This is a genomic window from Marinococcus luteus (assembly GCF_034497705.1).
GTDB lineage: Bacteria > Bacillota > Bacilli > Bacillales > Marinococcaceae > Marinococcus > Marinococcus luteus_A.
In genome coordinates, this window is sequence record NZ_JAXRUV010000004.1 from 204477 (window position 1) to 228254 (window position 23778).

Annotated in this window: 22 protein-coding genes; 6 read left to right on the forward strand and 16 right to left on the reverse strand. The window is 45.8% G+C overall.

What is annotated here, in order from left to right; translation table 11 throughout:
* Positions 1-180: 180 nt before the first annotated feature.
* The 7 genes from Q9M42_RS08890 to Q9M42_RS08920 form a co-directional block, all read right to left on the reverse strand.
* Positions 181-3060 (reverse strand): DEAD/DEAH box helicase, encoded by a 2880-nt coding sequence (locus tag Q9M42_RS08890; RefSeq protein ID WP_322526128.1) that lies wholly within the window; start codon positions 3058-3060, stop codon positions 181-183.
* Positions 3061-3089: 29 nt separating this feature from the next.
* Positions 3090-3476, reverse strand: a complete 387-nt coding sequence (locus Q9M42_RS08895) for a (deoxy)nucleoside triphosphate pyrophosphohydrolase (RefSeq protein ID WP_322526129.1) — start codon at positions 3474-3476, stop codon at positions 3090-3092.
* 125 nt (positions 3477-3601) lie between these two features.
* Positions 3602-4588, reverse strand: a complete 987-nt coding sequence (locus Q9M42_RS08900) for a ring-cleaving dioxygenase (RefSeq protein WP_322526130.1) — start codon at positions 4586-4588, stop codon at positions 3602-3604.
* 70 nt (positions 4589-4658) lie between these two features.
* Complete coding sequence (wrbA, locus tag Q9M42_RS08905) at positions 4659-5276, reverse strand: NAD(P)H:quinone oxidoreductase (protein ID WP_322526131.1); 618 nt, start codon at positions 5274-5276, stop codon at positions 4659-4661.
* Between the two features lie 132 nt (positions 5277-5408).
* The gene (locus Q9M42_RS08910) at positions 5409-6017 is read right to left on the reverse strand and encodes an alpha/beta hydrolase (RefSeq protein WP_322526132.1); all 609 of its coding nucleotides are present in this window, start codon (positions 6015-6017) and stop codon (positions 5409-5411) included.
* A gap of 12 nt (positions 6018-6029) precedes the next feature.
* Positions 6030-6953, reverse strand: coding sequence for a ring-cleaving dioxygenase (locus Q9M42_RS08915; RefSeq protein WP_322526133.1), 924 nt, complete (start codon positions 6951-6953; stop codon positions 6030-6032).
* A 68-nt stretch (positions 6954-7021) separates the two neighbouring features.
* Complete coding sequence (locus tag Q9M42_RS08920) at positions 7022-7474, reverse strand: MarR family winged helix-turn-helix transcriptional regulator (protein ID WP_322526134.1); 453 nt, start codon at positions 7472-7474, stop codon at positions 7022-7024.
* A gap of 142 nt (positions 7475-7616) precedes the next feature.
* Here Q9M42_RS08920 and Q9M42_RS08925 point away from each other — a divergent pair, with 142 nt between their 5' ends.
* The gene (locus tag Q9M42_RS08925; RefSeq protein ID WP_322526135.1) at positions 7617-8819 is read left to right on the forward strand and encodes a CHAD domain-containing protein; all 1203 of its coding nucleotides are present in this window, start codon (positions 7617-7619) and stop codon (positions 8817-8819) included.
* Here the strand turns inward: Q9M42_RS08925 and Q9M42_RS08930 are convergent.
* From Q9M42_RS08930 to Q9M42_RS08950, 5 genes are all read right to left on the reverse strand, one after another.
* Positions 8814-9098: a hypothetical protein gene (locus Q9M42_RS08930; protein WP_322526136.1), complete on the reverse strand. Its 285-nt coding sequence runs from the start codon at positions 9096-9098 to the stop codon at positions 8814-8816. The two genes, Q9M42_RS08925 and Q9M42_RS08930, sit on opposite strands and share 6 nt — an antisense overlap.
* A 95-nt stretch (positions 9099-9193) precedes the next feature.
* Complete coding sequence (locus Q9M42_RS08935) at positions 9194-9445, reverse strand: hypothetical protein (protein ID WP_322526137.1); 252 nt, start codon at positions 9443-9445, stop codon at positions 9194-9196.
* Positions 9446-9512: 67 nt separating this feature from the next.
* Positions 9513-10724 (reverse strand): LysM peptidoglycan-binding domain-containing protein, encoded by a 1212-nt coding sequence (locus Q9M42_RS08940; RefSeq protein ID WP_322526138.1) that lies wholly within the window; start codon positions 10722-10724, stop codon positions 9513-9515.
* Between the two features lie 221 nt (positions 10725-10945).
* Positions 10946-11959, reverse strand: coding sequence for a UDP-glucose 4-epimerase GalE (galE, locus tag Q9M42_RS08945; protein WP_322526139.1), 1014 nt, complete (start codon positions 11957-11959; stop codon positions 10946-10948).
* A 110-nt stretch (positions 11960-12069) separates the two neighbouring features.
* On the reverse strand, positions 12070-12756 hold the full coding sequence (locus tag Q9M42_RS08950) for an endo alpha-1,4 polygalactosaminidase (RefSeq protein WP_322526140.1): 687 nt from the start codon (positions 12754-12756) through the stop codon (positions 12070-12072).
* Between the two features lie 382 nt (positions 12757-13138).
* Here Q9M42_RS08950 and Q9M42_RS08955 point away from each other — a divergent pair, with 382 nt between their 5' ends.
* Genes Q9M42_RS08955 through pelG form a run of 5 tightly spaced genes read left to right on the forward strand, consistent with a single transcriptional unit; the run spans position 13139 to position 20005 of the window.
* Positions 13139-14374 carry a hypothetical protein gene (locus tag Q9M42_RS08955; RefSeq protein ID WP_322526141.1) on the forward strand — a complete coding sequence of 412 codons (1236 nt, stop codon included), beginning with the start codon at positions 13139-13141 and terminating at the stop codon, positions 14372-14374.
* A complete protein-coding gene (locus Q9M42_RS08960; protein WP_322526142.1) occupies positions 14364-15299 on the forward strand; it encodes a tetratricopeptide repeat protein in 936 nt (311 codons plus the stop codon). The genes Q9M42_RS08955 and Q9M42_RS08960 overlap by 11 nt, the downstream gene beginning before the upstream one ends.
* Positions 15296-17134, forward strand: a complete 1839-nt coding sequence (locus tag Q9M42_RS08965; protein WP_322526143.1) for a DUF2194 domain-containing protein — start codon at positions 15296-15298, stop codon at positions 17132-17134. The genes Q9M42_RS08960 and Q9M42_RS08965 overlap by 4 nt, the downstream gene beginning before the upstream one ends.
* Positions 17131-18552, forward strand: a complete 1422-nt coding sequence (pelF, locus tag Q9M42_RS08970) for a GT4 family glycosyltransferase PelF (RefSeq protein ID WP_322526144.1) — start codon at positions 17131-17133, stop codon at positions 18550-18552. The genes Q9M42_RS08965 and pelF overlap by 4 nt, the downstream gene beginning before the upstream one ends.
* A complete protein-coding gene (gene pelG, locus Q9M42_RS08975; protein WP_322526145.1) occupies positions 18533-20005 on the forward strand; it encodes an exopolysaccharide Pel transporter PelG in 1473 nt (490 codons plus the stop codon). Before pelF ends, pelG begins: the two co-directional genes overlap by 20 nt.
* 49 nt (positions 20006-20054) lie before the next feature.
* Here pelG and Q9M42_RS08980 read toward each other — a convergent pair whose 3' ends face one another.
* The 4 genes from Q9M42_RS08980 to Q9M42_RS08995 all read right to left on the reverse strand — a co-directional run bounded on the left by Q9M42_RS08980 (position 20055) and on the right by Q9M42_RS08995 (position 23680).
* Positions 20055-21470, reverse strand: a complete 1416-nt coding sequence (locus Q9M42_RS08980; protein WP_322526146.1) for a right-handed parallel beta-helix repeat-containing protein — start codon at positions 21468-21470, stop codon at positions 20055-20057.
* 91 nt (positions 21471-21561) lie between these two features.
* Entirely contained in the window at positions 21562-21990 is a 429-nt protein-coding gene (locus Q9M42_RS08985) for a hypothetical protein (RefSeq protein ID WP_322526147.1), read from the reverse strand.
* 24 nt (positions 21991-22014) lie between these two features.
* Positions 22015-22497 (reverse strand): DUF4188 domain-containing protein, encoded by a 483-nt coding sequence (locus Q9M42_RS08990; protein ID WP_322526148.1) that lies wholly within the window; start codon positions 22495-22497, stop codon positions 22015-22017.
* A 136-nt stretch (positions 22498-22633) separates the two neighbouring features.
* Positions 22634-23680 carry a GGDEF domain-containing protein gene (locus tag Q9M42_RS08995; protein WP_322526149.1) on the reverse strand — a complete coding sequence of 349 codons (1047 nt, stop codon included), beginning with the start codon at positions 23678-23680 and terminating at the stop codon, positions 22634-22636.
* Between the last annotated feature and the right edge of the window lie 98 nt (positions 23681-23778).

Sequence of the window (23778 nt, forward strand, 5' to 3'; positions counted from 1 at the left end):
CATGATCCCCTATACCCGAAGGAAGAGCAGCCTAGTCCGGGAAGCAGGGTAATAAAATAGATATATTCCATGTACGTTAAATCTGAAAAAAGCAAGCTGTTTTACATACTTCCCAGTCCGTGGGCCGCCCAGGCGAAAAAGCCATTTAAAACAGCCTGAAAAATTTTATCTTCTAATCACTTAATCACTGTGCAGGTAACGGTATAGATCGGCATCGATTTCTTCCGTTAATTGAAGCTTCAACCGCACAACCGGAATTGATTTTCCATTTTTATCTTGCATGGATGTATCTTCTGCCGTATGCTTCAGCGGGTTTGCTTCGCCCATGTAATAGAACTCACGGCCTTCGTCATCGTCTTTTTTCACAAAGATATAAATGCGGTTATCGTGTTTATCTGCATCGACAATTTCCTGCACTTCTTTGGAGGCAGTCGTCCGGTTGCTCCTTGTATACCACTGCAGCTCTTTGCGGCTAATAAACTCATCCTCGTAATTAATATTGGCTTCCACGTCTTCTGGCTTATGATACGTAATAAAAATAGGAGTCGTGCCGTATTTCGTTTTATAGCCATATATGGTTGAGCTTTCATCGTTTTCCCAGTTCAGCAGCCGGCATACATCCTTACGGGAATACTTCTGATACAGCGTAAATGGCGGCCTGCCGTATTGTTCATTCTTCAGTTCCGCACAGGAAAGCACGTCTTCCGCGAGCACGCTGAACCAGGGCGAACCGGCGAGCGCTTCTTTCATCGCAGTGTGCCATAATATGGTTCCTCTGTCCTCTTCTACCAGCGGGGTTCTGCCGTACTTTTTTTGATAAGGGTCTGTGAAAAAATCCGTCGTTAAAAGTCTCTTCACTGATATGGTCGCTGCCTTTGTTTCGACGTCCCCCGACGCCTGCACAATGCGCTCTATTTCTTCTGTCGTAATGCGGCCGTGCTTAAGAAGATGCCGCAGTACTTCTACTTCATGCCGGCGTTTTCCGTTAATAAATTCCGCCGAAATGAGGTATAGGAGTTGATCCTCAAGCGGAGACAGCCGGGGAACCTCTTCCTTCAATTTGCCCAGAAAACGGTGATAGCTCCCATATTTAGAAGTGATCACTTCCGGATCCACGGCATTCTGCTGTAGAAAATCCTTTAAAAGCGGTATCCGTCCGATACGCTGCTTTACATTCATATAAGATTCCTTTAGCTTTCGCATTTCCTGCAGATTCGTCTGATCGATAGCAGCAAACACCTTCTTTTTGGCCACCTCTTCAAAATTAATAGAGGAAACGCCCTGAACAAAGCTATTAGTCTGCATCCGCCGGCGGATATTATCTTTATTAAGCGAACGGTCGCCGGAGAGCGCCACCGGAATCAGGTAGTTATTTTTATAATTGCCGATAAAATCCACGACGGTTACGAAATCCTTAGTGGGGGCTTTGCGGAGTCCTCTCCCAAGCTGCTGGGTAAAGATAATGCTCGACTGCGTCTGCCGGAGCATGACAACCTGATTCACACTTGGTATATCAATGCCTTCATTGAATATGTCCACGGTAATAATGTATTCAATCACGCCGTTTTCAAGACGGTTCACCTGCTTCCACCGCTCGTCCTGCGAATGAGCCCCGGTCAGCACTACGGTGCTCCGCCCTTTTTGGTTCATGAGGGCAGACAGCTCTTCTGCCTCCCGGTTTCGGCTGCAAAAAATCAGTCCACGCACTGTCTCCCCGGAATGACCGTAATAATGAATTTTTTTGAGCAGGTGTTCTACGCGCTCTTCCGACACAAGCCGGCTCAAATCTGTTGTCTGGTCAATCACTTCTCCGTCCTTCTCATAATCGGTTACTCCGAAATAATGAAAAGGACAGAGCATTTCTTCCTCAAGCGCTTCCTGCAGCCGTATTTCGTACGCCACCTGATAGTCAAATAGAGCGAAAATATTTACATCATCGCTTCGCTCCGGTGTCGCTGTCATACCAAGTAAAAATGATGGCTGAAAATAATCAATAACCTTTTGATACGATGCAGCCCCTGCCTTATGTACTTCATCAATTAATATATAATCAAATGCTTCAGGGTCAAACTGCTGTAGATGAATATCCCTTGAAATTGTTTGTATCGTTGCAAACACGTACCGGGCCTCCGTGTCCTGGCCAGCGCCGGTATATAACCCGAAATCCTCTGTGCGGCCTCCGAGAACTTCGGCGAAGTCGTCCTTTGCTTTCCGGAGAATCTGCTCCCGGTGTACGATAAACAGCATCTTTCGGGGCCGGTACTTTCGCACATCGAATGCGGCCAAATACGTTTTTCCGGTACCTGTTGCTGAGATGACGAGCCCTTTTTGCTGCCCCTCTGTTCTCAAGGCCTCCAGTTCCTTCAAAGCTGCCTGCTGCATTTTATTCGGCTTGATTTCCAGTGCTTCCTTCATTGCGTTCCGGTCAATCCAGGCTGGAGAAAGCTCGGCAATCTTCTCCTGGGCCTGCGGACGATACAGCTGCTGATACTTTTCTATCCATACCTCCGTCAACGGAACCGCCTGCGACCAGATATCTTCAAACTGCTGACGGAAGTGATGAATCACTTCTCCGTTTTCATGAGAATACAGCTTAATATTCCATTCGTAGTTCACCTTCAGCGCATGCACCGTCAGGTTCGAGCTCCCGACCATCAGCGAATAGTGGTCTTTATGCTTAAATACATACCCCTTGGAATGAAATCCATCGATTTCAGCTAAGCGCACTTCTATATTCGTAATTTTCAGCAGCTCCTGAAAGACCTTCGGCTGATTAAACTGAAGAAAGGTGGACGTAAGTATTCTCCCATGCACACCTCGTTCTTTCAGCTCCAGCAGGTGCGTTTTCAAGGTGGCCAGGCCGCTTTCCGTAATAAAGGCAACTGAAAAGAAAAAAGATTCACACCGTTGCAATTCATGAAGAAGTGTAGCGAGCACCTCCTCATGCTTTTGTTTGTCATTCATTAAAAGCTTTGGTGCATAAGGACTGCGCTCGTAGCTGTTCCGGTCAATAAAGCCGCGGTGTAACGATTCCTGTAATTGACGTACTGTATCCATCATCAATCTCCTGCCTATGTTTGTAATAAAAACTACTGAGTGATTTTATGAATGGCAGGAATATCTGCCGGCGCCCAGTCCAGTTCATACAGATTTTCTTTATGTACCCATTTGATTGTACGGTGTTCCGTAAGTGTCGGTTCTTCTCCAGTAAGCCTGCAATAAAATGTCGTTAAGTGCACAATCCCAAAATCGTATTCATGCGTTGTTTCTTCAATTTTGTCTTCAATGCTGATGCCGCAATTCATTTCTTCCCTGATTTCTCTTTGCAGCGCATGCTCCGGCGTTTCCCCTGCTTCAATTTTCCCGCCCGGGAATTCCCATTTCAGCGGAAGAGTTTTCGTCTGCCCGCGCTGAGCGCAAAGAATCCACTCTTTGTCGTAAATGACTGCTCCCACTACATATATGTCTTTTTTCATTTTACCCCCGCCCTTCTGAATGGAGATGCGTTCTGACTTCTTTTTACCAGCTTACTATACTTTCCATTTTTCAGGCAAAGGTGAGTCATAAAAAAACCCCCGGCCCGGAGGCCGGAGGCGTTGCCTTAGTCATTGTATTCTTTTTCAAATGTTTTCGTGCTTCTTACTGTATCAATCGGGCGCACAGATGCCTCGATCTGTTCGCGCTGCGGCTCGAGCATCGGCGGCAGAGCGAGATTTTCTCCGAGGGTTTCATATGGTTCGTCTCCCATGAATCCCGGGCCATCCGTCGCAAATTCAAATAAAATCTGCGGTGCCACCTGAGAGTAAAGTGATTCAAAATAATGCCGGTTCACGTACCCAGATGTGCGGAAGCGGAAATCTGCCATTCGCTGAATCCAGGCGTCGAGCTCCTCGCGATCCTTCACCCGGAATGCCGAGTGGTGCACAGTGCCATAGCCCTGACGCGCCGGCGGAAGAACCGCGTTGTATTCGACGATCACCTGGGCACCGTTTCCTCCTTCTCCGACCTCAAATAAACGAAATGAGCCGTCATGCCCGATTTCTTTAAACATGAGCACGCGCTCCATCATTTCTTTAAAATAGTCAATGTTATCGATACGGACATAAATGGGCCCAAGCCCCGTAATCGCGTACTCATCTGGGACAGGACCGCTTTTCCACGGCTTGCCTGCCGGCACTCCTTCATTGTTTTCATCAGAAACAAGTTCATACTGCTGTTCATCAAAATCAACAAATGGGAGGCGTTTTTTCCCAAAGCGTTCGTAAATGCCCTGGTGCTTAACATCTTTTCGGTCAAATCGTTTTTCCCAGTATACTAACGCTTCGTCACTAGGCACCCGGAAAGATGTTCGTGCGATCTCGTTTGTGCCGTGTGTGCCTTTAGGGATACCCGGAAAATCAAAAAAAGTCATGTCTGTGCCGGCATTTCCTTCATCATCAGCAAAAAACAAATGATACGTCTGAATATCGTCCTGATTGACGGTTTTTTTGATCAGTCTCATGCCTAATACGTACGTAAAGAACTCATAATTTTTTTCTGCACTGCTCGTAATAGCTGTTACGTGGTGCAGGCCTCTGATTCCTTCCACCTTGCGTTCCTCCTTTGTTCCAAATGCTTTATTAGATTCCATATAAAAGGGGCGCACGCGCCCCTTTTGACTACTGCTGCTCCATACCCTTTTTCACCCACGAAGCTACTGTCACTGTACGCTTCGCCTGATGCTTGACGGCTTCTTCAATGTCTTCTTGCATGTTGCCCTCCTGGTCGACCGTTACACTCGTGCCGTATGGGTTGCCGCCGGAAGCGAACGTGACTGGATCTGTGTAGCCCGGAGAAGCGATGATCGCTCCCCAGTGCATCATCGTCGTATACAGGTTCTTCACTGTAGCTTCCTGCCCTCCGTGTGGGTTCTGGGCGGAGGACATGCCGCTTACAACTTTATTGACCAACTGGCCGTTCATCCACAGGCCGCCGGTAGTATCAATGAACTGCTTCATCTGCGCCGGCAGATTGCCAAAACGCGTCGGCATACTGAAAATAAAGGCATCTGCCCATTCCAGATCAGCAAGTGTAGCCTCAGGAATGTGGGAGGTATCTTCGAGATGCTGCCTCCACGCCGGGTTTGCATGTACCGCTTCGTCAGGAGCAAGCTCCGGAACACGGACGAGCTTCGCTTCCGCGCCGGCTGCTTCTGCGCCTTCCACGGCCCATTGTCCCATTGTATAGTTTGTGCCTGTTGCGCTGTAATAAATGACTGCTACTTTTACGTTTTCCATTGCTTCATCGCTCCTTGTATTTTGTTTCAAAAAATCAAATACTCCCACTTTCGTGCACCACCATTTCTTTTATTTCTGCATGCTTTCTGGTATAAGGATGCGTGCTCCACTCACACACGAAAGTCAATTAAGTTAAAGTACCGAGCGTTTATACCAGGCAGCCGCCCGCTCTACTTCTTCTCTTGTCAGCTGATGGCCGCCGTCCTCCCAATGCAGGGTGACCTCAGCACCGGCTGCTTCAAGCATTTCCGCCAGCTCCTCTGTTTCTTCCGGGCGGCAGATCGGGTCATTTTTCCCCGCTCCAATAAACACAGGCAGGCCTGTTAAATCTGGAAGCTGTATGCCTCGGCGGGGCACCATCGGATGAAACAGAGCCGCCCCTTTTACCGGCTCTTCGTAATGAAAGAGCAGGTTTGCAGCAATGTTGGCCCCATTGGAATACCCAACAGCCACCACGTTCTTCCGGTCAAAGGAATGCTCTGCAGAGGCGGTATCTATAAATCCATAAAGCTCCTCCGTCTGTTTCATTAAATCTTCTTCATCAAACACGCCTTCAGCCAAGCGTTTAAAGAATCTCGGCATGCCATTTTCCGTAATATTTCCGCGCACCCCAAGCACCGAAGCGGAATCATCTATCATTCCCGCCACCGGTAATAGATCGTTTTCTGTTCCCCCTGTCCCGTGAAGAAGCATGAATATTGGTTTGCTCTGCTCCGTTCCCTGTTGAAAAATGTGTTTCACTATAATCCTCCTTTATTCTAATGCATGCACCGGTTCCAGTGACGCTTCAATCTGCTCCCGCCTTGGCTCAAGCCAGACCGGCAGCTTCAATTCCTGTCCCAGCTGGTCGAACGGCTCGTCCCGGGTAAATCCCGGGGGATCGGTCGCAATCTCAAACAACAAACCACCGCGTTCCCGAAAATAGATGGCTTTGAAATAATCACGGTCCTTCACTTCCGTAGTTGCGTAGCCATGGGATGTCATATGCTGCTGCCATTCGAGCTGGTCCTCGTCGTCCTGAGCCCGGAAAGCTATATGGTGCACAGTACCCGTCCCGAGTTCTCCCCTCGGAAACGGAGCTGTACTGACCTCAATGGTGTTACCGACAGAGGCTTCGGTCTTGAAACGAAGATACGTTCCCTCCTGTCCCACATACTTCATTCCCATCACCTGTCCGAGAAGATCAGCTGTCTGGTGAGGCGCCCCGGAATTCAGTACCGCCCCGGCAAATCCCTGAATCGCGTAACCCTCAGGCACCCTGGAAGAACTGTTCCCCGCCGGCGGACGTTCCGTCAGCTCCAGATGAAGGCCGTGCGGGTCCTGAAAGCGAAGATACGCTTCGTTGTATCTTCCGAATTGTTCGACTTTCACCCCGAAAGCTGTGAGGCGTTCCTTCCAGAAGGCAAGACTCCCTAAAGGAACAGCAAACACCGTGGTATCTACCTGACCGCTGCCAGTCCGGCCTCTACGTGCCTGATTCCAGGGGAAAAACGTCATAATGGTGCCCGGTGAACCTTCGCTGTCACCAAAGTACAGATGATACGTGCCGGGGTCATCAAAATTCACGGTTTTCTTAACAAGCCGTAAACCAAGAACTTCTAAATAAAAGCTAATATTTTCTTTTGGATTTTCTACGATCGCCGTAATGTGATGAATACCAGCGGTTTTTTTCTTCATATTCATCCTCTCTTCATTATTATTTCGAAGCCATATATCTTTAATTCAAGATATTAACGTAAAAAAATTTATTTTTCGAGAGAGAGACCTAATTTTTTCAGCATAGCTATAAATGTTTCTTTTTCCTGGTCATCAAACACACTGAACATCTCCTGAATAGCTGCCTGGTGACGGGGGAAGATCTCATCCATCAAGGCAGAGCCTTCTTCTGTAATACGTACATTAATAATTCTCCGGTCTTGTGGACACCGGGTCCGGAAAAGATATTTTTTCTTTTCGAGTTTATCAATAACGTAGGTCATGCTTCCACTCGACAGCAGAATTTTTTCCCCAATGCGCTGAATAGCCTGCTCTCCTTTGTGATACAAAAGCTCAAGCACAGCAAATTCGGTAGGATTCAAACCATGTGCACGTATATCTTCCCGAATTTTTTCTTCTACTGCATGATTAGCTCTTGATAACACGACTAATGATTTTAAAGCGAGGTCCTGCCCGCTCATAGGATTACTCATGCTCATCATATCCTTAATTCAATTATCTTTAATTAAAGGTAATGTTACACTTTTACTCTGGGAAGTGTCAAGGGCCATCTTTGCTTAAAGGAATAAAAATAGTAAGAACCGGGTAAAGCTACGATAACAATTACCTTGGGGAGGACTTTCTATGTATAGTCTGACACCGGTAACATTTGACAAAACAGGACACCTTTTTGTGCCTGCCAGGCCGCATCATGTCTCTAAGCACTCAACCATTACTATCACTCTCATGGCTTCTGAAAAATGTTTGCATTTTTCTTTTAATACAATACCGCCGGAAGGGCTATTTTACAAAAAAAAAGTTGACGCTGACGGGCGCGTGCTCCTTCCTGCCTCCTTCCGGCACTCGCTGCAGTGGGAGGAAGACACCCTGCTTGAATGGGATGAAAGTGAGGGCGGTCTTTATCTGAAAACCTATACAGCCTCCTGCGCCCTCTGCAGAAAAAAAGAAGAGTTGCTACCCGTAGGCCAGTCGTATCTGTGTCTCGACTGTCGGGAGGAAAGCTCCCATGCAGAAACAAACCGTTGGAACAGGACATTGGATCAGCTATTTTCCGATCATTTCACCTATTGCAGGAAAGCTATCACTCTTGAAGACCCCGAAGACGTTCATCAAGCACGCGTGACCGGGCGCCGGCTTCAGGCGCTTATCGATTTTCTGGGCATTCCACGTTCCAATGACGTTCGCACACGGCTAAAGCGTATCCATCGCCTTCTTGCCCCTTTAAGAGAGAGTGATGTGATAATTTCTTCTTTTCAATCGCTTCTTGACCAGACAACGGATCCCCGGCAGGAAGAAGTATTTAAGACAGTTTTGCAACTTCAGTACCACAAACAAAAAAAGCATCAGCAAGCTCTCCTTACAAATCTCCCCGAAATGATTGAAAACGCGCATATGCAGCGATGGCACTTTTTTCTTGAAAGCGAACTGCCACTGTACAGCAGATTTTTCCCCTTCAAAGATCGACTGGATAAAAAAGAAAGCAGCTATCAAAAAACTTTTCGCCGCTACGAATCTATTAAAGACCGTCATGGCTGGACACACGCCAAGACCCTCGCCGCCTTGCACGATGTACGCCTGCAAACGAAAGAGATGCGTTATCTGTACAAATACACCAGCAGTATATACCAGTTTGATGGGAATCGTTCCGAAGAGCTGTACAAACAAATGCAGCCTCTGCTTGGTGATATTAACGACCGGCGCGACTGGCTTCGTGAAATTCATAAGAAAAAAGTAAAGACCCGCCTTTCTCAAAACGGTGTTCAAATCCTCTCTCGTATTTTTAATGAGGAAATTTATAGACTTCATAAAGAACTTGTACGCTTATGATAATTTTTTCTTTCTTTTTTTGTTTTCAATGTCTGCTACCTTTTCTTTTTGTTTCCGGGCAGGCAGAATCCACCGGTAGCTTCCATTCGGCTCATTTCCTTCTTCAACGTCAAAATTCTTATACAGGCTGAAGTATAATAAATAAAGCAGGCTCCACACATGAATTCCTTTCATCCAGCCGGTAAGCAAAGGCTGTGGAGTAAAAGCCTCTAAAATAATATCTACAGCAGCAACGAAGGCTAAAATTGCTTTAAATGATAGCATCATTAATAATATCATAGGCCATTACTCCTTTCTGAAAAGTTATTATACCAAGAAACCTGCTTATATTGCTCTTTTTCCATAAATAAAACCGGCCGAACATTCCGGCCGGTTTATTCGTTTTCCCCCTTTTCGAGCGTACCGTCTAAATGAAAGACGACCCCTCGCTGTTCAATCTCTGTTTGGCCCATTTCAAACAACACAGTTCCAGCCTGTGGAGTGAGCCGGTCTTTTGTTTCATAATTCACGTGTACAGCACGTTCATTATTTTTTTCCACAAAATTAATCGTGTACTGAATGTTATGGCCATCGCTGCTTTTCGTAGTGTGTGTGCCTTTTTCTGGTTTGAACGTAATTTCGGTCATTAGAAAACCTCCCTTTTCTTACGGTCTGATTCTCTTTACCCGCACAGGGCTTACGTTCAACCTTTTATTACGAAGCGATTTTCAACTTCTGACCGATACTGAGCACGCCAGTATTAGAGATGTTATTGTCTGCAGCAATTTTTTGGACAGTAGTATTGTATCTTCCTGCAATGCTGTACAACGTATCACCTGACTTTACGGTGTACGTAGTAGACGAGGCTGGTGGAGAGGCTGTGCCTCCCCCAGGGATTTTCAACACCTGGCCGACCCTGATGACATTCGAGCTCGTTGGGATGCTATTCGCTTTTTTCAGCTCTGTTACGCTCACGTCGTTACGGTTTGCAATGCTGTAGAGCGTGTCGCCCGATTTCACAGTATACGAGCCGGATTCAGCAGGAGGCGGTGTAGTGGTCCCTTTGCCCGGGATTTTCAACACCTGGCCGACCCTGATGACATTCGAGCTCGTTGGGATGCTATTCGCTTTTTTCAGCTCTGTTACGCTCACGTCGTTACGGTTTGCAATGCTGTAGAGCGTGTCGCCCGATTTTACGGTATAAGAAGCTCCTCCGGTCGATGGCGAACCCTGGATTTGCAATAATTCAGATACCGTCACAAACTTGTATCCTTGTGCTTTCAGCTTTGTAATCATTTCCGGCAGTGCGGCTGGCGTGCCAGGCGCTCCTGCACCTGTATGCATTAACACGATCGAACCCGGTTCAATATTGTTTACTACTTTATTCAGCACCTGCGTTTTTGAAAGCCCTCTCCAGTCAATGGTATCGATATTCCAGTGCAGAGTATGCGTATAGCCTGCATCTCCCACTGTTTTAAGCACGGTGGAGTTGGTGGCGCCAAACGGTGCCCGAAAAATAGGTTTGGTTGATTTTCCAGTAGTACTTTTCACGAGCGCTTCCGTATCTGCTAATTCTTTTTTCATTCTCGTGGTGGAAATGGTGGTGAAATCAGGATGGGAGTATGAATGATTACCTAGCTGGTGCCCAGCATTAGCAATATTTCTTATTGACTGTGGATGGTCTTTAGTACCAGTACCCGTCAAGAAAAACGTGGCCTTAACGTTGTGAGTGGACAGAGTTTGAAGAATTCTGGAAATGTTGGCACCGTCTGCCCCGTCGTCAAATGTCAGCGCCACTACCTTACTTGAAGTATTTCCCTTCACCACATACTTTGAACTCGCAGCATCCGCCTGAACCGGGAACGAGAAACAGGTGACAAGCAAAAACACTAAAAGAATCACGGCTTTGAACCATTTCTTACCCATCCTGCTCACCCCATTTATTTATTTATGCCGGTCGACCGGCATATGTATGAGTGAACATGCATTCATTATTTACTTTATTATACTTCTTATTCATAAATAAGTACCGTGCTATAAGAACTATATTTATATATAAAGTACATTTTTTTAGAAATATTTCTTAATTTTAGAAATAAAAACAAAAAAAAAGCCTGAAAAGACAGACTTTTTTTGAGCGTTACTATTTACACAGTCGGGTACCCTTCCGGATTATGCTTAATCCATCGCCAGGAATCTTCACACATATCCTCGACTCCTTTTTGAGCGGTCCATCCCAGTTCATTACGCGCCTTGGCAGGGTCCGCATAACAGACAGCAATGTCCCCCGGACGCCGGTCCCGTATTTCATAAGGCACGTCCTTGCCAGATGCTTTTTCGAAGGCTTCCACCAACTCCAGTACACTGTACCCCTTTCCGGTGCCAAGATTAAACTCTCCAATCCCCGGTCCTTCCATCGATTTATGCAGAGCGCTTAAATGACCCTTAGCAAGGTCTACAACGTGAATGTAGTCTCTTACTCCTGTGCCGTCCTTTGTTGGATAGTCATCCCCGAACACATTCAGCTGCGGAAGCTTTCCTACTGCCACCTGCGTTATATAAGGCATCAGGTTGTTCGGTATACCGCTTGGAGACTCTCCAATGCGTCCACTTGGATGTGCACCGATGGGATTAAAATACCGGAGAATGGAAATACTCCATTCGCGATCGGATACGTAAAGATCCCGGAGAATATCTTCAATCATCAGTTTTGAATTGCCATAGGGATTCGTCGCCTGCAGCTCAAAGTCCTCCGTAATTGGATTTGTTCTCGGTGTACCGTACACAGTAGCCGAAGACGAAAAAATCATCTTTTTCACATCATATTTTTTCATTGTTTCAAAAAGGATAATACTGCCAGTAATATTGTTGTGGTAGTATTTGAGCGGGATTTCCACAGACTCCCCAACCGCCTTCAGTCCTGCGAGGTGAATAACTGCTTCAATATCAAATCTTTCAAATATGCTCGCCATTCCTTCACGGTCCAGCAGGTCCACATTGAAATATTCAAGACTTTTTCCTGTGATTTCTTCCACCCGCTCCAGAGAAACGGAGCGGCTGTTGGAAAAATTATCAATAACTACTACTTCGTGACCTTCCTCCAGCAGTTCTACACAAATATGGCTTCCTATATATCCTGCACCACCGGTTACCAGTATCATCGCTGATCTCCCCCCAAAATTTGGTTATTTATTATTTCCAAACTACATCATTTTCTTTTTAATAACAATACTATTGTCTGTAAAGTTCTTTAATGCTTTGTTTTCCTGCCCTACTCCCAGACATTATATCCACGCGGGGAATGAAAATGGCAGAACCCTTTAGATTCTGCGTACTTCCGGCTTTCTTCCTCTTCACGCTCAGAAACCGTCAGTACTTGAATTTTGTGTTTTTTCCGCAGCTTTTTTAATTTGGCAATTTTCTGCTGCGCCCATTCATCTCCTGCAATTTCTGAATACTCAAACCCTTCCCACATAATAGCGTTTACAAACGGATACGTAACAGCGCTGAGCGTATCAAATCCCCAATTTTGAATGATGGCAAGGTGCGGATGCTTCTCTTTAATGCTTTGCATAAACACAGCCATCGCGGCACGCTGTGTACGTAGTATTTCAGATTCGTTTTCATGTTCGTCATCGATGTTTCCCACCGTGTCTAAAAATACACCGTCACACCCTTTGGCGTAAATCTGCTTTGTGACTTCACTCAAAAGGACTTGCCGGTAATGCTCTTCGTCTATATTCATAAGGTAGGAATCCCACTGTTTATAATATACGCGGCTTCCACGACGGTGAAAAAAATCTTTTTCCTCCATCTGTGTATACAAAGCCTCATTCCATCGATCCGCTTCCATTGCATTAATATAACCGTAAACTTTCGTTCCCACCTGTTGGATGGCTTTTACCTGCTTTCTGGAATAATACACCGGTTCAATAATTACCACATCATAATTTTTCATTTCCCTGAGTATGTTTTTATTTGGGGAATCGTAAAAAATTTTGTAATTTTTCATTTTCGCCAGCGGGAAAGTACCGTGAGAAGCGGGTTTCAGATTCGTTAGAAAAGACTTATAAAAAAATAGAGAAAAATTTGTAACAAAAATCATTTTTTGTGAGATAATACCCATAATGCTCCTCCTTATAGATAGTAAATAAGCTTTGAAGCACAGAATTAGGACCGGTCCTTTTTAAGTGCAGGGATTTATGAACCATGCCATTGCACCCTCAGCATCACGGTTTCAATTCCTTTGTAAGTATAAAGTTTCACTAATCTTACTCGGACGGTGCAGCAATAGCAATACGGTACATAAATCTAATATAACTTTTTGAAGAGGTGATGGGATGATTTACACGCAGAAAAATGTGTGGAGAAAAGTTGTGGAGCTGCTCGTTGTCGTTCTTGTACTAGGGATCATCGACCAGGTATTCCAGCTGGGAATGCTTGATTGGACACTTAACCCATTTTTGTTTGTTATTTTGTTTTTCTCTCTGCGGTATGGCATTAATATTGCCATTATGAGCTTTTTCACCACCCTTGTGTATCACGTTATTGCCACATTTACAGCAGGAGATGACCTGTTCCTTCTGTTTTATGACACCGGAGACTATCTTTATTTACTGTTTTCCCTGCTTCTCGCTGTTATATGCGGCCTTTACAGCTCATCCTACCGGGAACGCTATGAAAGCCTTACGTACACCCAGAATGAATTGAAAGATGATAATAAAGAACTGACCAGAACTATTAAAGAACTCGAGGATTCCCAGCGGGTTATGCAGGAAAAAGTACTGGACTCCGAGCATACTCTCGCCCAGATTTACCAGGTCGGCATTAAGCTCGATCAGCCTACGCCGGAGCTTGTGCGAAATGAGGCGATCGCAATTATCGCAGATTTATTTAAAGCTAATGACATTGCGATTTATCATGTAGATTCGTCGAAAAGATCCCTTCGGCTGAGAGTACGCCAGGGAAGTTCACAGACACTGCCGCAAACCGTATTTTTAAGCGAAGAATCATCCTTTTACCAGCGCTTGTTCACGGAAAAGGCAATCACGCTGCGAAACGTCAAAGACGAAAAAAATGCCCCGGTAATTGCAGGGCCTATCGTTTATAACGAAGAAATCCAGGAAGTACTGATTATCGACCAGCTCGACTTCTCCCGTCTTACTACTCATGAAATCCAAATCATGTCCTTTGTGCTTGACTGGATTTCCAACCGTATTGAAAGAGCACGTGAATGGCAGGCCAAAGATGAAGAGAAACAAATGCTTCCCGGAACAAACGTCTACTATAAAGATGCCTTTGATGCTCATGTGGCCCAGCAGGAGGTGCGCCAGGAAGAGTACGGCGTTCCTTACAGCACAGTAGCCATTCAGTTTGACCGCTTTGAGGGGATGTCTGTTGCTGAAGCTGAAGTTATTTTAAGGACCTACCTGCGTGAAATAGATATTATCGGCTTTGATGCCAGACAGAGTATTCTCTACTTCCTCCTGCCCGGTACCGATGCTGAAAACGCTCAAGTGGTCGAAAAACGAATCAAAAAAGCCTTAAAAGAAAAAGGAGGCACTCATGCTGGGTAACCTTATACAGCCAACGATACTCGTTATTCTTTTTTACATCGTTCACGCCTGTATTTTATTTGCTGCGGCGAAGGCCGCGAAAAAAAGACTACAGCCGGATCAGTACGGAGCCGTTATCTGGATTGTGCTGATCAGCTGCTTTCTTCCTTTGATTGGGGAGGCTTTCGGTCTTCTTGCCTGGTGGGCTTCCAGGCGGGTAGATTCAAACAAAATTGTCTCTGATTATACAGAATACGTGAAGTTTCAGCCGATTAACCTGGAGCATCTTCGCTATGAAGCTAAAGACAATAAAAACCTCACCCCCTTGATGGAGGCATTTACAAACGATAACCAGCCGGACCGCAAAAGCTTAATGCTGAAGCTGATCAACTCCAACATTTCGGACAAAGGGAAGTATCTGAATCTCGGACTCAACAACGATGATTCAGAGACCGTCCACTATGCTGCGACGACCATGAATCTGCTTGTCGACCGCTATGAAAAAAGTCTTGAGACAGCAAAAACAGAGCATGAGCACTTTCACAGCGAAGAGACTCTCAGCAGATTGATGGGAGTCTACCGGGGCTACCTTGACAGCCGCCTGCTTGACGATCATTCACAGGAGCATCTGCGCTATGTGTTTCTTCAATTCTTAGAGCAGGCAGCCAAAGACTTCCCGGATCATATGGAGGTTTTCAACCAGCTTGGGGACATCTATCTGCAGCTTAATTCCCCGACACAGGCCGTCAACACGTACATGTATATGCTTCAGGCTTTCCCGGATGAAGCCGATGGTTATTTAAACTTAATCGAATACTACTATAACCAAAAAGACTGGACCGGGATAGAGCACGTCCTTTCCCAAATGCATCAACATGTAGCTACAGAAAAAATACCAGAAAACCGCCAGTATATTGTCCGGCAGATGGGAGGGGTCGTTTCATGAAAAAACAGATGATGAAGTCAACGATCGGGCTCTTTGCAGTTATTTTAAGTATTCTTCTCATCCTCCAGTTTATCCGGCTTGAGCGTTTTCAGCTGTGGCTCCCCCATCAGGCCTCAAATACAGCGGAAGAAACAGAAACGATGAATTCAGGTAACGAGGAAACGGCGGGGGAAGAAATGAACGTCTACATTCATAAAAACGACAGTGACCTTTCTGAAAATACATTAAATAACTTTGAACATGCCCTCGATTACGCCAAAGTACCGCACACCGAAATTTCGCGGGACGAAATTGCAGATCTCGAGCCTTCTCCTTACAATGTACTGGTTCTAGCCGGCGAGCACGCTGAAGAATGGCCATTTGAAGAGATAGAATCGTTCGTCGAGGAGGGCGGCCGCCTTTACATTGGCGCCCGTTTTATTGATACAAGATATAATGAAATGCTTGGCATTGACGACGTGAACGACTTTAGCAACCGGCAGGGCCTGACTTTTGAGCAGGAGCTCTTCCCGGGCTACACCGATCTTGGTTCTGATTCGACTCTGTTTTCCCACAGCATTGCCAACATAACACTGCGTGAAGGAGCGGAGCCTTATTTATCCACCGAAGGCGACCCACTAATGTGGACAAACGAGTATGGTGAAGGAAAAGCGCTTTTCTGGAACACAACTTCCATGGAAATAAAAAACTCACGGGGTATGATGCTGCAGTCACTATCTATTCTGCCTCCAGCTTTTGCAAGCAGTCAGGCTGATATTAAAATGGCCCATATTGACGACTTCCCAGCTCCCGCTCCAACAGAGGAAAACGAACAAATTGCCAGTCAGTACAATATGTCTGTGGAGGATTTTTACGCCGATGTCTGGTGGGAGGACATGAAACAAATTGGCATGGACCATGACCTCACATATACCGGATTAATTATCGGCACGTATGAGGATAGAATGGATGCCACAGCCGAAGAGCTTATTGAAAATGACCGTTTTCCACTGCTTTTCTTCGGCAGAAATGTTTACCGCCACGACGGAGAGATCGGCCTGCACGGTTACAATCACCAGCCGCTCGTAACCGAAGACGAACCAATGGATCCCGAGCTTTTATACCGCCCTTGGGAAAGTCAGGAAAAAATGGAGGAATCACTGACACGGGTGGAGGAAGTGTTTCAGCATTACTACCCTGAAGAGGAATTTAAAACGTACGTGCCTCCTTCCAACGTACTAAACAGAACCGGAATTGAAGCGATTCATGAAGCCCTTCCAAGCATCAACACAATTGCTTCTCTCTATACCGGCGAAGGCGAAGGAAGCTTCATTCAGGAGTTTGAAGAAGATGAAGAATATCCATCGATTTATCATTTCCCGCGTATCTCCAGCGGGTATTGGGAAAGTCCTGACTCTCAGTTCATTCAGGCAGATGCAGTTGCAAACTTCGGTGTATTCTCTCACTTTATTCACCCGGATGACGTGCTTGACCCGGACCGGGCTTACGGGGGAGGCTGGGACGATATGAAAGCCCAGTTTGAGGACATGGCAGTTTTTGTCGAAGACACATATCCAAACCTCGACAGTATGACCCAGGCGCAGGCCACTGAACGAATGAAAAGCTATCAGGCTTCAAATATTGACGTTATGTATCAGGAGGACCGAATTATGATTCAGGGAGAAGCTCTGCTTGAACCTTCCACCATGATGCTTCGTGTTGAAAAAGGTACTTCTATTGAAACAGGAAGCTTTGACTTCGGCTCCATTGAAGCTTACGGCGATTCCGGTACGTTGTACCGGCTGACGCTCGAAGAGCCGCAGGCTGAAATTCCGCTAAAGGATGATGCATCATGAAAATAGGCATGGTTGTAGAAGGAAGCTATCCGTACGTCAGCGGCGGAGTGGCCAGTTGGGTCCAGATGCTCGTAAAGCAAATGCCCGAGCATGAATTCGTTATCATCGCTATCACTCCGGAGCCGATCTCTCCAGAGGATTACCGTTATGAGTTGCCGGGCAACATTTCGCAGGTCCTGAATCTTCCGCTTAATATGCAGCAGCCGAGACGACAGCGGAATTTCCATTTAACACCGGAGGATGAAGAAGCGATTACCGAATGGATGATGTTTGAATCTGTCCATTCGGATGCTCTGCTTGCTCTCGGACAAAAGCTCGGGGGCACAGAAAACTTTTTTTCCAGCAGCTTGTTCTGGGAAATCGTGCAACAGAGCTACGATAAAGAAAAGCAGTCCGGTTCGTTTATCGATTATTTCTGGATGTGGCGCGGCATGTTTGCGCCCGTGATCGAACTGCTTCAATTTTCATTTCCGGAGCTTGATATTGTGCATTCAGCCTCGACAGGCTATGCCGGCATGGTAGCTGCAGCTATTAAAAAACAGCAGGAAATTCCTTATCTTCTGACCGAGCATGGTATTTATTCCCGGGAGCGAGAGGAAGAAATTCTTCAGGCTAACTGGATACCGGATTACTACAAACAGCGCTGGATTACGTTTTTCCATCACCTTTCCCGCCAGGCATACAAAGAGGCGGATGACGTAATCACCCTATTTGCCCGCAACGGCGAATTGCAGGAGGATATTGGGGCCGATCCGGCTAAGATTGAAATCATTCCGAATGGAATTGACTACGCCCGTTTATCGCTTGTCGAAAAAGACAAACATCATCGATCCTATGTTCATATCGGAGCTATTGTACGCGTTGTTCCTATTAAAGACCTTAAGACAATGATTCATGCCGGCAATATTTTAAAAAGCCGTGCTGTTCCTTTTAAGCTTACTATTATGGGACCTCTGGATGAAGATCTCGAGTATGCCGGTGAGTGCCGGCGTCTCGTCGACCAGCTTGGCCTCCAGGACCACGTTTTTCTTGTCGGAAAAGTAAACATTACCGATTACCTGCCAACCTTTGATGTATGTCTGCTGACAAGTATTTCTGAAGGACAGCCACTGGCCGTTCTTGAAGGCATGGCAGCAGGCCTCCCGTTTATCGCTACAAATGTAGGCTCCTGCTCCGAGCTGATTCATGGGCGGGAAGGCGATCCATACGGGCCAGCCGGCTTTGTTGTTCCTCCTGTGAATCCGGAGCAGGTAGCCCAGCGCTGTGAATGGATTTATCAGCACCCGGAGGAGGCCGAAAAGTTCGGCCGCAATGGGCAGAACCGGGTCGAAGCGTATTATCAGATTCATCAGTTTATTCAGGAGTACACAGAACGTTATCATCAAAGGGGGCTCGAATATGGCCGGCATAGGGTTTAAACTCCAGCAGTTGTTTCAGGAAGATTACTTTTCCTCCAGGATGAAAGCCTATGCTTTTGCCGGTCTGGTCACCGCTGGGCCATGGATTGTCGTTATCGCTACTATTGCGATGATCCAATGGTTTTCCACGGTTTTTCTGCCTGTCACGCTGCAGGAACGGGAGCTTTTCAACTTATCCATTTCCTACTCGTTTATTTTTTCCCAGGTGCTGTTTGGCATCCAGCAGCTGGTAGTTACGCGGTATGTCGCGGATCTATTTTATGAGAAAAAGACAAATAAAGTCTTTCCAACCTTTCTCGGAATGACAAAGGTAACCCTGCTTCTCGCGGTTACTGCCTGGCTCATCTTTATATGGATAAGCTCTCTTCCATTTTTGTATGAGCTTTTGCTCCTTGTGTTGTTTGTCACCATTAACTTAATCTGGGTGCTGTTTTTATTCTTAAGTGCCGCAAAGTTTTATCAGGCTGTCGCCTACAGCTTTTTGTCCGGGGCAGTGATTGCGGTAGGCATGGTATTTCTCCTCGGCCGCTCTGCAGAAGCTTTTACGTTCATTCCGCACGCTACAAGCTTTATGCTTGTACTTGGATTTACGAGCGGCATGGTTATCACCTTGTTCGGACTGCTGTTTTCGATGCTGATTACGTTTCCGCTTCATACATCCGACAGCCAGTTTCAATACATCAGCTATTTCGACAAATACCCAACCCTATTCTGGACCGGATTTTTGTACAATGTCGGTATCTGGGTATGTAACTGGATTATCTGGTTCGGGGAAGGAAGATCAATTCTTCTCGACTCGTTTGTCTATAACCGGGTGTATGATACCGCGATCTTCTGGTCGTACTTGACTATTATTCCTACCCTGATTATCTTCGTCGTATCGGTGGAGACCCGTTTTTACGAACGGTATCGTTCTTTTTACGGCTACATCAACCAGGGAGGGACGCTTCAGCAGATTAAAACGTCAAAAGATTCCATGCAGTATGTATTAAAGGAGGAGCTCGAACGGCTCGTGCGCAGTCAGGGAATGATTTCGATTGTGATCATTTTATCGATCGGCTACGTTACTACGTTTGTACCCATCGAGGACGACATCATCTCGATTTTCCGTTTTACGACGGTCGGGGCATTTTCAAACGCGATGGTTCTTGTACTGACGCTGATCCTTCTCTATTTTGAAGACCGGCGCGGTGCGATGATTACTTCCATCCTGTTTTTCTCTTTAAATGCGGTGCTCACCTTCCTGCTGCTTCCTTTAGGATTCAACGGCTACGGACTGAGCTTTGCTCTCGGGTCGAGCGGGGCCCTGCTGTTTGCTCTGCTCCGTCTTACGTACTTTATTGAAAAAGTCGATTACTTTGCTTTTTGCAACCCGAATAATCTTGAACGCCCAAATCCTCCGACCTTATTTACTAAATTGAGTCAGTGGATGAACCAACGCACTATTCTTTAAAGCAATAAGAAAGGCCGGACGGATAAACTGCTATCCGTCCGGCTTTATTTTATTCAATAACTTCACGCGCGGGAGAGTTTTGGGATAATTCAAAGTTGTAATTAGAAGCGTTTTTATACTGCGGATTCACGTAACGGGAATCATTATTACTGCCAACCAAAGACTGAAATTCATTAAGCGTGGAGACCTGCTCGTTTTCCCAAATCCAGATGCCTTCCTTGTCTTTCTCCCGGTGATACACATTCCTGTTGAATTCGTTATTCGTGTTATCTTCAAAGTAATTAGCTACAAATACACGGGAGCTTCCTGCTGTTAATATATTGTTTTCAATCCTGTTGTTTTCCGTATCATTCTGCAGCAGCAGCTGTCCTCCGTCCAAATCGTTTGCATCATTACGGTATATAATGTTTTCTGTAATCGTGCTGTCTTTCGTCCCGCCTCTTTTTTCGTCATACCCGCCGATGGAGATGCCGGTAAAATTGTTTTCATAGACGGTGTTCCCGGTAATCCGGATATTTTCCGCCTGTTCCCCGTCTTGCTCCGAGGTTGCTTCAATACCAAGGTCATTCCTGTATACCGTATTGTTCTGAATATCAATGTCGCTGCCTCCGTCTACGTAGATCCCTCCTGCGGCGTAAACATCCCCCTCGCCATACGCAGGATTGCCATACGAAGAGTTGTCGTAGACGGTGTTGTTTTCCACTATTCCATTCCGTGTGTAATCAAGATCCGGGTCGTCTCCAACATCCTCGTAGCCGATCATGTCAATTCCAATGTTATCGTTATGGCGTACTGTATTCGAAGCAATCGTAAAATCCTCTACATTTCCATTTAACACGACCGCTTCGCTTGAGCCAAGTGTAAGATTTTCCACCGTATTGTTAATAATTTCGACATCGGTTATTGATTCCCGGCCATATACTGCAATGCCGTGTGCGTTTCCGCTGTCTGCGTTTGTTTCGATACCGCGAATATGGTTGTTATCGAGCGTAATTCCATCAGCGCTGTCATGAACGAAAATGCCTACAGGGGTTTCGTTGCTAAGTTCTGTCGATAAATTCTGGATGGTGAACCCACGGATGGTGATATGGTTCTGGTTTTCTATATGGATCATTGCTGTTATACCTGCTTCGTCTTCCATTTCTTCACCGTCTAAAATTACTTCTTCGTCTTCATATGCTTCAAACGTAACCGGATTCAAAGCACTGCCGCTTTGTGATACTTCCAACGGTTCTTCGTACGTGCCTCCTCTGACATATACAATTGTTCCAGGCTCCGCCTGTTCAGAAGCTGCGTTCAACGTCTGCAGCGGTGCCGATCTGCTGCCGTCATTACTGTCGTTCCCGTCCGTTGCTACATAAAGACAGGAGCTCGCGGCTGCCTGGGTGCATTCCGAAAAGATTAATACTCCAGCAGTAATACCCGCTGCAATAAGAAGCGTCAGGGCGATCCATAGTTTTTTCATTTAATCTGCTCACTTTTTGTCGAAGTTACCCTGAATGTGCTGTACAGGGATGTTACTGTTATTTATTATACGTCATAACACGAGTTTAGTCCTAGTCCCTGCCTGGAATTTTATTTTTTATTAAGCCGATTCCAAGCAATATTAGCCCGAGGGTAAGGAGTACTGCCCCGACGTAGGCAGCATATATAAATGCGTTTGGCTCTGTAGCTTGTGGGTCCAATACTGAAAAGAAAAAACCGGCTGGCAGCAGTATGGCTGACATCGGAATACTGTGGCGTATAAAGCGTTTCGCTTTTGGCCCATAGGAAGTATAGTCCACATATAAAAGTATGACCAGTGAAAGGATAAGAAGCACTCCTGCGTGCGCATGTCCGGCACGAAAAAAATCCTGCCGGAGCGTATTCTCTACATAACCTGCATCCTTAGAAACAATCATTTGAAGCAGACTAACGCCTCCGTAAATAACTGCAGGTAATACTATCACCAACCATCCTGCTGTTCTGCGGCTCTCTTCTTCCACTTTTTCTCCTCCTTGTGCACCTGGTTATTTTCCGGCTTTCCGGTTCAGTCGTTCTTTGGCTGTACCGTTCGCTTTGGTTACAGGCTCAGTGCCAATAGCCTTGCCGAGTCCAAAGGACGGCATGTTTACATAAATCGATTCGTATGCCCCTTTTGGCACTATATACGTTTCGTGGTAAATACCGACTGCGTCATTTCCTTTAGTTCTTTTGTTAAACGTCCGCCACGCCTTCAGATGCTTCGGTTCCTTTGCGTATGCCAGCAATTGTTCTTCGGAATTCCAGTACTGGATCATCATCGTTGCTGGAAATTGAATATAGCTTTGTAAGCCCATGCAGCCGAGTTCTTTGTTTATTGATAATTCTTTGATCATCGGGGGCATTGCAAGCAGCACCGGCAGCCATTTATGCACCGCCCGCCATCTGTTGATTCTCATTCCTATTATAAACACAGTCACTTCCTGACTCCCTGTCGTAGTATACCTGCCGGTCATAATTTCACTGGCCATCCTTTTCTCCCCTTTCGCTGTATTTCTCCAGTAAGATACAAGCTCTGCTCATCTTTTCTTTATCATACCCTCTTTTTTTGATGCGGCTTCCTTTTAATAAAAAAACTCTTCAGCTTTTTTAGCCGAAGAGCTATTTTTAGGTTTCCACCACTTCATGTATCGTTGTCCGGTTCCGCCCTTTTTGTTTCGCATTATACAACGCCCGGTCCGCCTCGTTGATCACCTCTTCAGCATCACGGCCTCTTTCCCATTTCGCTATCCCGATTGATACCGTTACCGGCACCGGTTCTCCGCAGTGGTGCAGGGCCTTTATATTCATCTCCTCTTTCACCGTCTCCGCTAGCCTTTCTGCTTCTTCATCACTTGAAACATCAGCCGTTGCCAAAAACTCTTCCCCGCCCCAGCGGGAGACAAAGCCTGTATTCTTAAGGTTTGCCGTAATAACTTCCGAGACATGTATGATAGCTGCATCTCCTACCGCATGCCCGTATTTATCATTTATTGATTTAAAATAATCAATGTCGATCATCATGATATAAAAGGAATCGTTCTTTTCCATTTTTCCAGACATCAGTTCATACATCTTCCGCCTCGTAAAAAGCCCTGTGAGTACGTCGGTCGCGGCCATATGTTCAAGCTGCCGGTTCATTTGATGTAAGTTCTGGATCATTTGATCAAAATTATTACGGAAAATCGAGCCTAACAGCGCTATAATGCAAAGCGCCCCCACTATATTTGCTTCCGGCAAAACGAAAGCCACAATGTCATTTTCTACAGGAGGCGTGCCTACAGTGATCCTGTATAACCCCACATACAAAATTATAATAATTACAAAAGCCGTGGCCTTCACCTCGCGAATCTGCGGAAAAAAGAACAGTACATAGGCAGTAACAATCATGTAGTAATGAAAGCCTGTTCCCCAGCCAAGTACTATCGTAGCCACAGTAGCATGGGCCATGACCTCTGTAAGTACGAGGAAAAAACATGTTACATATTTTCTTTTTTTCATTAAATAATAGGCAATTACATATACAAGACAGCTGAGCACATTCACAGCAGCCATCGCCTCAAATTGCAGCCACCAAAAGCCTAAGAGCCACACCATATGAATGGTTAAGGCAATATATACACCATACTTGATCGTTGTATGATATAACTGCACTTCTTTATTTTGTCCACTCAAGAGCCAGCCCTCCCTCAGCCACAAGCTACAAACAGTACAAATTTTTTCTTAATAATAAAAAAATATACTTAGTACTTTTTTATAAATTATATAGTCCT